Source organism: Marmoricola sp. RAF53 (assembly GCF_052114005.1).
Classification (GTDB): Bacteria; Actinomycetota; Actinomycetes; order Propionibacteriales; family Nocardioidaceae; genus Marmoricola.
Genome location: NZ_JBFRDX010000043.1, coordinates 1 through 11,085, shown reverse-complemented (window position 1 = coordinate 11,085; position 11,085 = coordinate 1). Strand labels below are relative to the sequence as shown.

The window sequence follows — 11,085 nt, the reverse complement described above, 5'->3', positions numbered from 1 at the left end:
CAAGTGGGGCGGCCCGGCCGGAGTCGGCGTGCTGCTGGTCCGCAAGGGCGTCCGCTGGCGCAATCCCTTCCCCGGGGACGACCGGGTCGACGAGCGCGCGACCGGGATGGAGGACGTCGCCGGCGCACTGGCGTCGGCGGCCGCGCTCCAGGCGGTCGTCGCCGAGCGCGACGAGGTCGGTGCCCGGCAGCGCGCCCTGGTCGACCGGCTCCGCGCCGGGGTCGCCACCATCCCGGACACCGACGTGGTCGGCGACCCGGAAGACCGGCTCCCCCACCTGGTCACCTTCTCCTTCCTCTACGTCGACGGGGAGGCGATCGTGACCGAGCTCGACCGGCGCGGCTTCGCGGTCGCGAGCGGGTCCGCCTGCACCGCGAGCGCGCTCGAGCCGAGCCACGTGCTCGCCGCGATGGGCGCGCTCACCCACGGCAACGTCCGGGTCTCCCTCGGACGCGACACCACCGCGGACGACGTCGACCGGCTCCTCGCGGCCCTGCCCGAGGTGGTCGCCCGGATCCGCGCGGAGGCAGGTTTGTGAGCGGGCGGACCGAGCTCGACTGCCGCGGCATGCTCTGCCCGCGGCCGGTGATCGAGCTGGCGCGGATCTTCGGCGACGTCCCCGTCGGGGGCGAGGTCGCGGTCGCCTCCGACGACCCGGCGGCGGCCGCGGACTTCCCGGCCTGGTGCCGGATGCGCGATCAGGAGTACCTCGGCACCGAGAACGCCGAAGACGGCGTCCCGGTCTACCGGGTACGCCGCCTTCGCTAGAGGTCGTGCTCGGCTCGAGCTCGCTCAGTTCAGGTGATCGGGCTACGCCCTCCAACCTTCCTTCGCTCGCCACGAGCACGAGCAAGCTCGGCTCGAGCTCGCTCAGTTCAGGTGCTTGCCGACCTCGGCCGCGGCGTCGTCGCCGTACGAGGCGCCGAGGCGCGCGACGAACTGCTCGCGGGTGAAGGTGTACTCCTGGGTGCCCACGGTCTCGACGACGTACGCCGCGAGGGTGCAGCCGACCTGAGCGGCGCGCTCGTGCGAGAGGCCCCACTCGGTGGCGGCGAGGAAGCCGGCCCGGAAGGCGTCGCCGACGCCCGTCGGCTCGACCGCGTTCACGTTCTTCAGGGCCGGGACCACGACCGGCTCCTGGTCCTTCGCGACGATCTTCACGCCGTCCTTGCCCAGCGTGATGACCTGGGCTCCGACCCGCTCGAGGATGTCGTCGCTGCTCCAGCCGGTCTTGGACTCGATCAGGTGCGACTCGTACTCGTTGCTGAACAGCAGGTAGGCGCCCTCGATCAGCTGGCGGATCAGGTCGCCCTCGCCGAAGGCGAGCTGCTGGCTCGGGTCGGCGATGAACCGGTACCCGCGCTGGCGGCACTCCTCGGTGTGGCGCAGCATGCCGTCCGGGTCGTCGGCGCCGATGAGCACGTAGTCCGGCTCCCCGACCCGCTCGACGATCGGGAGCAGCTCGATCTGCCGGGCCTCGCTCATCGCGCCCGGGTAGAACGAGGCGAACTGGGCCATCGTGGTGTCGGTCGTGCAGACGAACCGGGCGGTGTGCTTGGAGTCGGAGATGTGCACCGAGTGGCAGTCCACACCGTGCCGCTCCAGCCAGGAGCGGTAGTCGGTGAAGTCCTCTCCGGCCGCGCCGACCAGGACCGGGCCGAGGCCGAGCTGCCCCAGGCCGAAGCAGATGTTCGGCGCGACTCCGCCGCGCCGGATCTCCAGGTCGTCCACGAGGAAGCTGACGGACAGCTTGTCGAGCTGCTCGACGACGAGGGAGTCCTCGAACTTGCCCTGGAAGGTCATCAGGTGGTCGGTGGCGATGGAACCGGCGATCAGGAGCGACATGGAACCTCAGAATTTCGGGGGGCTCGGGAGGGGAATTGTTGCGCGTGCGTGAGCACTTCGTGAAATCGGGACCCTACCGTCGAGTACGAATAGGGGTACCCGGAAGTAGCCAATAGCGTCGGGGCATGAGCTACGAGCGACTGGCGTACGACGACCAGGACACCACCCTCAAGATGGCCTCCGACTGCACCGCCTGCGCTTCCCAGATGGGGATCCCGGTGCGCACGATCACCACCGACGCGCTCGGCAACGTCCCCTCCATCGAGTACGAGGACTTCCCGCGCGAGATCCGCAAGCCGGAGATCACGGTGAGCGACGCGGCGGCGCACCTCGCGTCGCGGCTGCACCTGCATCTGGACTGAGCGAGCGACCGAGGTTTCGAGACGGTCGCTGCGCGACCTCCTCAACCAGCGGCAGCCGCGACCTCCTCAACGAGCGACAAGCACGAAGGCGGCGCCCCCCGGGAGGGAGCGCCGCCTTCGTGCTTGCTGAGAAGAACTCAGTGGAAGCTGTCGCCGCAGGCGCAGGAGCCGGTGGCGTTCGGGTTGTCGATCGTGAAGCCCTGCTTCTCGATGCTGTCGACGAAGTCGATGGTCGCGCCGTTCAGGTACGGGACGCTCATCCGGTCGACCACGACGCTGACGCCGTTGAAGTCGGTGACGACGTCGCCGTCCAGGGTGCGCTCGTCGAAGAAGAGCTGGTAGCGCAGACCGGAGCAGCCGCCCGGCTGCACGGCGATCCGGAGCGCGAGGTCGTCGCGACCCTCCTGCTCGAGGAGGCTCTTGACCTTGGCCGCAGCGCCGTCAGAGACGTTGATGCTGTCGGCCCGGTGCGTGCTGGTGGTCTCGACCTGCTCGGTCATGGTCTCTCCCGGTGTGTTCAGGGGGGTCCCACGGCTGGATCCAGGGACCGGTCAACAGGCTCAATCCTCGCACACGCGCGGTTATTCCCCGACCGGAACCACCGCTCAGCGGCCCCAGGTGCGGGCGACCCGCTCGGCCAGCTCCGCGAGCGAGGCTGCCGGGGCGGCGAACGCACGCTCCTCCCCCACCCGGTCGACCACCGCGTAGGCGGCCTCCACCCCGAGGGCCCGCATCTCCCGGGAGCCGACGAGCACCTGGCCGGCCAGCGCGATGCAGGGCACCAGCTGCTCGGTGGCGACCTGCGCGACGCCGTACGGGACCTTGCCGGACCGGGAGGAGAAGTCGAACGCGCCCTCGCCGGTGATCACCAGGTCGGCGCCGGCCACGCGATCGGCCAGTCCCACCGCCTCGGCCACGGTGTCCACGCCCGCGGTCCGTACGCCGCCCAGCAGGAGCACGGCGTACCCGATCCCGCCGGCCGCGCCGGCGCCCTTCTCGGTCGCGACCTTGCGGCCGGCCGCGTCGGCGAACCCGGTCAGCCGGCCGTCGACCTCGAACAGCTCGTCCTCGGTGAGGCCCTTCTGCGGCCCGTACGTCTTGGTGGCCCCGAACATGCCGAGCAACGGGTTGTCGACGTCCGAGGCCAGGACGAGCTCGGTGCCGGCGACCCGGGCGAGCGCGGGCGCGAGGTCGAGCCCGGTGATCCCCGCGAGACCGTCCGGCCCCGCGTCCAGCACGGCACCGGTGGCGGTGGCCCCCAGCGCGGCGAGCAGTCCGGCGCCGCCGTCGTTCGTCGCGGTACCGCCGGCCCCGAGGACGACCCGGGTCGCACCGCCGTCGACGGCCGCGGCGATCAGCTCGCCGACCCCGCGGCTGCTCCCCCGGCGCGGGGCCCGGTCGGCGGCCGCGGTCAGGTGCAGGCCGACCGCCTGGGAGGTCTCGAGGTACGCCGTCGTCCCCACCCGCAACACGGTGGCCGGCACCGGGACGCCGTACGGGTCCGGGACCACGACGGCGTCGAGGCTGCCCCCGAGCGCGGCGTGCAGGACGTCCACGAAACCCGGACCGCCGTCCGACATCGGCACCGTGTCGATCTCCACGTCCGGGACCCGCCGGCGCCAGCCTTCCGCGATCGCGGCGGCGGCCTCGACCGCGGTCAGGGTGCCGGCGAACTTGTCCGGCGCGATCACCACGCGCATGCGGCGGACGATAGTGCAGCCCGTCAGAAGGCCCGTGGGAGGATGACGCCATGACGACTGTCGACCTGCCGCTGCTGCCCCTGGGCCGGGGCAAGGACCTCACGGCCGAGCGCGGGGTGGAGTGCCCCGGAGACCTCCCGCCCGCCTCCGACCCGGACCTGGTGGCCCGGGCCCGGGCCGCGAAGGCGGCCCTCGGCGAGCGCGTGTTCGTGCTCGGTCACCACTACCAGCGTGACGAGGTCATCCAGTTCGCCGACGTCACCGGCGACTCCTTCAAGCTCGCCCGCGACGCCGCGGGCCGACCGGAGGCCGAGTTCATCGTCTTCTGCGGCGTGCACTTCATGGCCGAGTCGGCCGACATCCTGACCGCGCCCGAGCAGAAGGTGATCCTGCCCGACCTCGCGGCCGGCTGCTCGATGGCCGACATGGCCCGGCTCGCCCAGGTGCAGGACGCGTGGGACGCGCTCACCGACGCCGGGGTCGCCGACCAGGTCGTCCCGATCACCTACATGAACTCCTCGGCCGACATCAAGGCGTTCTGCGGCGAGCACGGCGGGGCCGTCTGCACCTCCTCGAACGCCGACGTCGCGCTGGAGTGGGCGTTCGCGCAGAAGGGCGAGGACACCAAGGTCTTCTTCTTCCCCGACCAGCACCTCGGCCGCAACACCGCCGTCCTCAAGCTCGGCCACTCCCTCGACGACTGCGTCGTCTGGAACCCGCTCAAGCCCAACGGCGGCCTCACCGCCGAGGAGCTGCGCGCCGCGAAGATGATCCTCTGGAAGGGCCACTGCTCGGTGCACGGCCGGTTCTCCGCGGACGTCGTCGACCAGCTCCGCGCGGAGGTCCCCGACGTGCAGATCCTGGTCCACCCCGAGTGCACCCACGAGGTCGTCCTGAAGGCGGACCTGGTCGGGTCCACCGAGTTCATCATCAACACCATCCAGGACGCACCGGCCGGCTCTGTCTGGGCGATCGGCACCGAGCTCAACCTGGTGAAGCGGCTCGCCGCCGCACACCCGGACAAGCGGATCATGTTCCTCGACAAGACGGTCTGCTACTGCTCGACGATGAACCGGATCGACCTCCCGCACCTGGTCTGGGCGCTGGAGTCGCTGGTCGACGGCACCGTCGTCAACCAGATCGAGGTCGACGCCGAGACCGAGAAGTGGGCCAAGGTCGCCCTGCAGCGGATGCTCGACCTGCCGGGGAAGACCAACAGGGACTAGTCCCCCACCGGCAGCTCGAACCAGAATGCGCGCCGGCTCCAGCCTCGCTCCTGCCTCGTTCACGGCGGCCGGGTAGTCTGCACGCGTTCTGCCCGTCCGCCTGATGAGGGTCCCCTTGTTCCGTCGTTCCGAGAAGTCCGCCGCCGCCGAAGCCACCGCCCCCGTGAAGGAGGGCGGCAAGGGCCGGCCCACCCCGACCCGCAAGGAAGCCGAGGCCGCCTCCAAGGAGCGCGCCCGGACGGGGATGGACAAGAAGGCGGCACAGAAGGTGCTGCGGGAGGGCCGCACGGAGTCCAACCGCAAGATGCGCGAGGGGATGAAGGCGGGCGACGAGAAGTACCTGCCGGAGCGCGACCGGGGCCCGGTCAAGCGCTACGTCCGCAACTGGGTCGACTCCCGGATCACCTTCACCGAGTTCCTGCTCCCGATGCTGATCGTCATCATGGTCCTGTCGTACGCCGGCGGCGGCGACCCGGACAGCGTGATCACCAAGATCAGCAGCTACCTGTGGACCGCGAGCATCCTGCTCCTGCTCGTCGACGTCTTCTACACGCGCCTGCGGCTCCACAAGGCGCTCAAGGCGAAGTTCCCCGACGAGAGCCTGAAGGGCGTCACGTTCTACGCCTTCATCCGCGTCCTGCAGATCCGCCCGCTCCGGATCCCGAAGCCGCAGGTCAAGATCGGCCAGAAGTTCGACTGATCGCCGTCAGACGCGGCACCTGACGACGATCAAGCCTCCAAGCTCATGGGGCCGTACACCTCGCGGTCGCCCTCGAACAGGGTGACCGCGCGGACGCCCTCGTCGGCGAGGTCCGCCCAGAACTCCCCCACCCAGGACTCGGCGTCGCTGCGGGTCGGGAACTCCTGGCGTCCGTCGGCCGGGGCGACGACGCGGCCGTCGGCGTCGAGCAGCTGCCACCACCACGGCACGGTGGCCGCGCTGGTGAGGGACGTGGTCGGCTCCGGCGCGTTGGTCATCGGTCTGCCTCTCGGAGAGTGTTCGGGGTTCAGGACTCGCGGACGCCGGGCTCGACGAACGGCGGCTTGGTCACGATGAAGACCTCGGCGCGACCGCGCACGTCCACGGTGACCTCGGCGCCGTCGGCGACCTGGTTGTTGAGCAGCGCGAGCGCGACCCCCTTCTTCAGGGTCGGCGAGAAGGTGCCCGAGGTGATCTCGCCGACCGGCAGGTCCGGGGCGAGCCGGACGCTCATGTGCGGGCGGGCGATTCCGCGGCCGGTGGCGACCAGACCGCGCAGCACGACCCGGGGCCCGGCCTCGCGCTCGGCCTCCAGCGCCGCCTTGCCCCAGAAGGCCGGCTTCTTCCAGCCGATCGCCCAGCCGATCCGGGCTTGCACCGGGGTGATGTCGAGGCTGATGTCCTGACCGTGCAGCGGGTAGCCCATCTCGGTCCGCAGCGTGTCCCGGGCGCCGAGTCCGCACGCCTGCACGTCGTACGCCGCCCCGGCCTCGAGCAGCGCGTCCCAGAGCGCGGGGGCGACCTCGCGGGGAGCGATCAGCTCGTAGCCGCGCTCGCCGGTGTAGCCGGTGCGGCAGACGACGACGTCGGCCTCCTGGAACGGCGCCTCGGCGAACGACATGTACTCGTGGCCGACGGGGAAGCCGAGCGCAGAGAGCACCTCGTCGGACTTCGTGCCCTGCACCGCGAGGACCGCGTGGGACTCGTGGTGGTCGGTGATGGTGATGCCCTCGGGCGCGGCGGCCTGGAGCCGGCGGGCCACCTCGGCGCTGTTGGAGGCGTTCGGCACCAGCAGCAGGTGGTCGTCGTCCTTGAGGTAGACGATCAGGTCGTCCACGACGCCGCCGGTCTCCTCGTCGCAGCACAGGGTGTACTGCGCCTTGCCCTTCTCGATCCGGCCGAGGTCGTTGGTGAAGCAGGAGTTCACGAACTCCGCGGCGCCGTCGCCCCGGACGACGAGCTTGCCGAGGTGGCTGACGTCGAAGATGCCGACCGAGGTGCGGACGGCGGTGTGCTCCTTGACCACGCCGACGTACTCCAGCGGCATCTCCCAGCCGCCGAACTCGGAGAACTTCGCCCCGAGGGCGACGTGACGGTCGTGGAGGACGGACTGCTTCAGGGCCATGGCCGAAAAGTACCGCAGCCCGTGCCGCGCCCCGTCGGCACTCCGGTCCGTCTAGCATCGACCCGTGACGACCTACACCTTGCGCAAGGCGACACCGGAGAAGGTGCGGACCGACGTGCTGGTGGTCGGGATCGCGACCGGCAAGGGCGGCGCCCTGGTGCCCGCCCCCGGTGCGGAGCCGGTGGCGGCCGCCCTCGGGCGCAGGTTCGCGCCGCTGCTGGGGTCCTTCGGGTTCCGCGGTTCGTTCGGCGAGGTCGTCCAGGTCCCGGGTGGGGACAAGGTGAACGCCGCCCGCATCCTCGCGGTCGGGCTCGGGGAGCGCACCGCGCTCACCACCGAGAAGGTCCGTCGCGCCGCCGGCGTCGCGGCCCGCGGTGTCGGCAACGCCTCGTCGGTCGCGCTGGCCCTGCCCGCGGTCGACGCGGCGCACGTGCGCGCGGTCGTCGAGGGCTTCCGCGCGGGTCTCTACCGCTTCGACGCGTTCCGCAGCACCAAGCGCGGCACCGGTCCGGCCGACGTGGTCGTCCTCGCGGACGGCGCCCGCCGCGCCGACGTGACGGCCGCGCTGGCACAGGCGACCGCCCTGGCCGACGTGACCGACCAGGCCCGCGACTGGGTGAACACCCCGCCGAACGCACTGGTCCCGCTGACCTTCGCCGCCGAGATCGAGACGGCCGTGCAGGGCAGCGGGATCACCTTCGAGATGGTCGACGCCGCGGCGCTGGCCGTGCTCGGGTGCGGCGGCATCCTCGGCGTCGGCAACGGCTCGGAGAACCCACCGTGCCTGGTCCGGCTCACCTGGGCGCCGGCCGACGCGACCGGCTCGGTGGCGCTGGTCGGCAAGGGCATCACCTACGACTCCGGCGGCCTCACCATCAAGCCGGGCGGGTCGATGGGTCACATGAAGTCGGACATGGCCGGCGCCGCCGCCGTCGTCGCCGCGATCCGCGCGGTCGCCGCCCGGGACCTGCCCGTCGCGGTCACCGCCTACCTGCCGCTCGCGGAGAACATGGTCAGCGGCGACGCGATGCGCCCGGGCGACGTGCTCACCATGCTGTCCGGGCAGACGGTCGAGGTGCTCAACACCGACGCCGAGGGTCGGCTGATCCTGGCCGACGCGCTCACCATGGCCGCGCGCGAGGACCACGACGTGATCGTGAACGTGGCGACCCTGACCGGCCCCTGCGTGGTGGCGCTCGGCGACCGGGTGGCGGGGCTGTTCGGCGACGACGAGACCGTTGCCGACGTCCAGCGGGCCGCGGAGAGCTCCGGCGAGCTGTTCTGGCACCTGCCGATCCCGGACGAGCAGCGCGACGCGGTGCGCACCGAGAGCAAGGTCGCCGACCTGCTGCAACACAACTGGGTGCGCTGGGGCTCCGCTCTCTACGCGGCCGCGTTCCTCGAGGTGTTCGTCGAGGGCCGCCCGTGGGCGCACTTCGACATCGCCGGCCCCGCCTGGAACGGCGGCGGACCCTGGGGGCACGTGCCGAGCGGCGGCACCGGTTTCTCCGTCGCGACGCTGGTCGACCTGGTGGCGGCGCGCGCCGGAGCCTGAAGGCTCAGACGGTCGGCGGCGGCGAGCTGAACGGGTTCGGCGCCCGGTCCGGGTTCTTTGCCTGCTTCTGGCGACGGTTGTAGTCCCGCATCCGCTGCGGGACGCCGACCACGGCCGCGTCGTACGACGGGACGCCGAGACGGTTCGCGAAGTCGTGCGCCCACTCGACGGACGCGACCCGGCGGCGGGTCCACTCGCCGTCGTGGGCGACCAGCAGCAGGGTCACCTCGCTGACGGTCGTCCGCGGCTCGACGAAGCCCTCCACCCCGCGACGCGACTCCACGAAGGCACGCAGGTGGCGGGCGTCCTCGGAATCGGCCGCCCGGACGGTCGATCCGGTCGGACCACCACGACTGAGGCCGCCGTGGCGACGGAAACGGTCTCGCAAACCCATGGCACCCATGGTGACGCATCGGTGGAGGCCGCGTCGGGTCTTGGTCCGGATCCGGGTCGTGTCGAGGGTCACCCGGACCCTGCCGCGCGCCCCTACCGGCCCGTTAGTGGAAATGCGGATCAGAAGTGCAAAGATGGCCGCAGTCATCGAGAGCGAGCGGAGGGACCGTGGCGGACGCCAACCACTTCGACGTGGTGATCCTCGGAGCAGGGTCGGGCGGCTACGCCTGTGCCCTCCGTGCAGCGCAGCTCGGTCTGTCGGTCGCGCTGGTGGAGAAGGACCGCCTCGGCGGGACCTGCCTGCACGTCGGCTGCATCCCGACCAAGGCGCTGCTGCACGCCGCGGAGGTCGCGGACGCGGCCCGGCACGCGGACCAGTTCGGTGTCCGCGCCACCCTCGAGGGCGTCGACATGGCCGGGGTGAACGCCTACAAGGACGGCGTCGTCGACCGGCTCTTCAAGGGGCTCACGGGACTGATCAAGGGCCGCGGCATCACCGTCGTCGAGGGCAGCGGCCGGCTGACCGCCCCGGACACGGTCGAGGTCGACGGGACGTCGTACACGGGCAAGCACGTCGTGCTCGCCACCGGTTCCTACTCGCGCACGCTGCCCGGCCTCGAGGTCGACGGCCAGCGGGTGCTGACCTCCGAGCACGCCCTGACCCTGGACCGTGTCCCGGCCAGCGCGGTGGTCCTCGGCGGCGGCGTCATCGGCTGCGAGTTCGCCAGCGTGTGGAGCTCGTTCGGCACCGAGGTGACCATCGTCGAGGCGCTCCCCCGGCTGATGGCCAGCGAGGACGCGGACTCCTCCAAGCACCTGGAGCGCGCGTTCCGCAAGCGCAAGATCAAGGCGCTGACCGGCAAGCCCTTCCTGAAGGTCGAGCACACCGAGAGCGGCGTGCGCGTGCACGTCGAGGGCGCCGACCCGGTCGAGGCCGAGCTCCTCCTGGTCGCCGTCGGACGAGGTCCGCGCACCGAGGGCCTCGGCTACGAGGAGCAGGGCGTCGCGGTGGACCGCGGGTTCGTGCCCACCGACGAGCGCTGCCGTACCAACGTGCCCGGTGTCTTCGCGGTCGGGGACATCGTGCCCGGGCTGCAGCTCGCCCACCGCGGCTTCGCCCAGGGCATCTTCGTGGCCGAGGAGATCGCCGGCCTGGCGCCGACCCCGGTCGACGACGCGGGAATCCCCCGGGTCACCTACTGCGACCCGGAGCTCGCCTCGGTCGGCCTGACCGAGGCGCAGGCCAGGGAGGCGCACGGCGACGACGCGGTCGAGACCCTCGTCTACGACCTCGGTGGCAACGGCAAGAGCCAGATCCTCAAGACCTCGGGCAGCGTGAAGCTCGTCCGCCGCAAGGACGGTCCGGTGATCGGCGTCCACCTGGTGGGGGCCCGCGTCGGCGAGCTGATCGGCGAGGCCCAGCTGATCTACAACTGGGACGCCTTCCCGGAGGACGTCGCGCCGCTGATCCACGCCCACCCGACCCAGAACGAAGCCCTCGGCGAGGCCCATCTGGCCCTTGCCGGCAAGCCACTCCACGCTCACTCCTGAGCTCACTCCCGACACGAAGGACGCACATGTCGACTCCCGTCTCCCTCCCCGCGCTCGGCGAATCGGTCACCGAGGGCACCGTCACCCGCTGGCTGAAGCAGGTCGGCGACACCGTCGCGGTGGACGAGCCGCTGCTCGAGGTCTCCACCGACAAGGTCGACACGGAGATCCCGTCGCCGGTCGCCGGGGTGATCCTGGAGATCAACGCCGCCGAGGACGAGACCGTCGAGGTCGGCGCCCAGCTCTGCATCATCGGTGACGCCGGCGAGGGTGGCGGCGGTGGTGGCGCTGCCGCGGCCGCCGAGGCCGAGCCGGCGCCCGCCGCCGAGCCGGCACCCGCCCCCGAGG

The 11,085-nt window shown here is 71.7% G+C and carries 14 protein-coding genes; 8 read left to right on the top strand and 6 right to left on the bottom strand.

Annotated features, from left to right (window positions below):
* Together AB4Y76_RS21070 and AB4Y76_RS21065 are read left to right on the top strand one after the other, a co-directional pair.
* Positions 1 to 538: aminotransferase class V-fold PLP-dependent enzyme (locus AB4Y76_RS21070; RefSeq protein ID WP_441928918.1), on the top strand; the 538-nt coding region annotated here is incomplete at its 5' end.
* Positions 535 to 768, top strand: coding sequence for a sulfurtransferase TusA family protein (locus AB4Y76_RS21065; RefSeq protein WP_441928916.1), 234 nt, complete (start codon positions 535 to 537; stop codon positions 766 to 768). The genes AB4Y76_RS21070 and AB4Y76_RS21065, both read left to right, overlap by 4 nt.
* 102 nt (positions 769 to 870) lie before the next feature.
* Here the strand turns inward: AB4Y76_RS21065 and AB4Y76_RS21060 are convergent, their stop codons facing one another.
* Complete coding sequence (locus AB4Y76_RS21060) at positions 871 to 1,845, bottom strand: carbohydrate kinase family protein (protein WP_441928914.1); 975 nt, start codon at positions 1,843 to 1,845, stop codon at positions 871 to 873.
* A 125-nt stretch (positions 1,846 to 1,970) separates the two neighbouring features.
* Between AB4Y76_RS21060 and AB4Y76_RS21055 the strand changes: the two genes are divergently transcribed.
* The gene (locus AB4Y76_RS21055; protein WP_441928912.1) at positions 1,971 to 2,207 is read left to right on the top strand and encodes a hypothetical protein; all 237 of its coding nucleotides are present in this window, start codon (positions 1,971 to 1,973) and stop codon (positions 2,205 to 2,207) included.
* 137 nt (positions 2,208 to 2,344) lie between these two features.
* Here the strand turns inward: AB4Y76_RS21055 and erpA are convergent, their stop codons facing one another.
* Positions 2,345 to 2,707 (bottom strand): iron-sulfur cluster insertion protein ErpA, encoded by a 363-nt coding sequence (gene erpA / locus AB4Y76_RS21050; RefSeq protein WP_441928910.1) that lies wholly within the window; start codon positions 2,705 to 2,707, stop codon positions 2,345 to 2,347.
* A 105-nt stretch (positions 2,708 to 2,812) separates the two neighbouring features.
* A complete protein-coding gene (locus AB4Y76_RS21045; protein ID WP_441928908.1) occupies positions 2,813 to 3,907 on the bottom strand; it encodes a glycerate kinase family protein in 1,095 nt (364 codons plus the stop codon).
* Positions 3,908 to 3,957: 50 nt separating this feature from the next.
* Between AB4Y76_RS21045 and nadA the strand changes: the two genes are divergently transcribed.
* Together nadA and AB4Y76_RS21035 are read left to right on the top strand one after the other, a co-directional pair.
* A complete protein-coding gene (gene nadA, locus AB4Y76_RS21040) occupies positions 3,958 to 5,133 on the top strand; it encodes a quinolinate synthase NadA (RefSeq protein WP_441928906.1) in 1,176 nt (391 codons plus the stop codon).
* A gap of 115 nt (positions 5,134 to 5,248) precedes the next feature.
* On the top strand, positions 5,249 to 5,833 hold the full coding sequence (locus AB4Y76_RS21035; RefSeq protein ID WP_441928905.1) for a DUF3043 domain-containing protein: 585 nt from the start codon (positions 5,249 to 5,251) through the stop codon (positions 5,831 to 5,833).
* A 29-nt stretch (positions 5,834 to 5,862) separates the two neighbouring features.
* On the opposite strand, the gene AB4Y76_RS21030 is transcribed toward AB4Y76_RS21035, so the two are convergent.
* Positions 5,863 to 6,111, bottom strand: a complete 249-nt coding sequence (locus tag AB4Y76_RS21030) for a hypothetical protein (RefSeq protein WP_441928903.1) — start codon at positions 6,109 to 6,111, stop codon at positions 5,863 to 5,865.
* 29 nt (positions 6,112 to 6,140) lie between these two features.
* The gene (gcvT, locus tag AB4Y76_RS21025) at positions 6,141 to 7,238 is read right to left on the bottom strand and encodes a glycine cleavage system aminomethyltransferase GcvT (protein WP_441928901.1); all 1,098 of its coding nucleotides are present in this window, start codon (positions 7,236 to 7,238) and stop codon (positions 6,141 to 6,143) included.
* Between the two features lie 64 nt (positions 7,239 to 7,302).
* Between gcvT and AB4Y76_RS21020 the strand changes: the two genes are divergently transcribed.
* On the top strand, positions 7,303 to 8,793 hold the full coding sequence (locus AB4Y76_RS21020) for a leucyl aminopeptidase (protein ID WP_441928899.1): 1,491 nt from the start codon (positions 7,303 to 7,305) through the stop codon (positions 8,791 to 8,793).
* A gap of 4 nt (positions 8,794 to 8,797) precedes the next feature.
* On the opposite strand, the gene AB4Y76_RS21015 is transcribed toward AB4Y76_RS21020, so the two are convergent.
* Positions 8,798 to 9,187 carry a hypothetical protein gene (locus tag AB4Y76_RS21015; protein WP_441928897.1) on the bottom strand — a complete coding sequence of 130 codons (390 nt, stop codon included), beginning with the start codon at positions 9,185 to 9,187 and terminating at the stop codon, positions 8,798 to 8,800.
* 167 nt (positions 9,188 to 9,354) lie between these two features.
* Between AB4Y76_RS21015 and lpdA the strand changes: the two genes are divergently transcribed.
* Entirely contained in the window at positions 9,355 to 10,737 is a 1,383-nt protein-coding gene (gene lpdA, locus AB4Y76_RS21010) for a dihydrolipoyl dehydrogenase (RefSeq protein WP_441928895.1), read from the top strand.
* Positions 10,738 to 10,763: 26 nt separating this feature from the next.
* Positions 10,764 to 11,085 (top strand): biotin/lipoyl-containing protein (locus tag AB4Y76_RS21005; RefSeq protein WP_441928893.1); only part of this gene is annotated, 322 nt, incomplete at its 3' end.

Bases quoted from the DNA above. Each gene is read 5' to 3' on its own strand.
- AB4Y76_RS21055 (WP_441928912.1), top strand. From the start codon at position 1,971: ATGAGCTACGAGCGACTGGCGTACGACGACCAGGACACCACCCTCAAG.
- AB4Y76_RS21045 (WP_441928908.1), bottom strand. From the start codon at position 3,907: ATGCGCGTGGTGATCGCGCCGGACAAGTTCGCCGGCACCCTGACCGCG.
- nadA (WP_441928906.1), top strand. From the start codon at position 3,958: ATGACGACTGTCGACCTGCCGCTGCTGCCCCTGGGCCGGGGCAAGGAC.
- AB4Y76_RS21030 (WP_441928903.1), bottom strand. From the start codon at position 6,111: ATGACCAACGCGCCGGAGCCGACCACGTCCCTCACCAGCGCGGCCACC.
- gcvT (WP_441928901.1), bottom strand. From the start codon at position 7,238: ATGGCCCTGAAGCAGTCCGTCCTCCACGACCGTCACGTCGCCCTCGGG.
- AB4Y76_RS21060 (WP_441928914.1), bottom strand. From the start codon at position 1,845: ATGTCGCTCCTGATCGCCGGTTCCATCGCCACCGACCACCTGATGACC.
- AB4Y76_RS21015 (WP_441928897.1), bottom strand. From the start codon at position 9,187: ATGGGTTTGCGAGACCGTTTCCGTCGCCACGGCGGCCTCAGTCGTGGT.
- erpA (WP_441928910.1), bottom strand. From the start codon at position 2,707: ATGACCGAGCAGGTCGAGACCACCAGCACGCACCGGGCCGACAGCATC.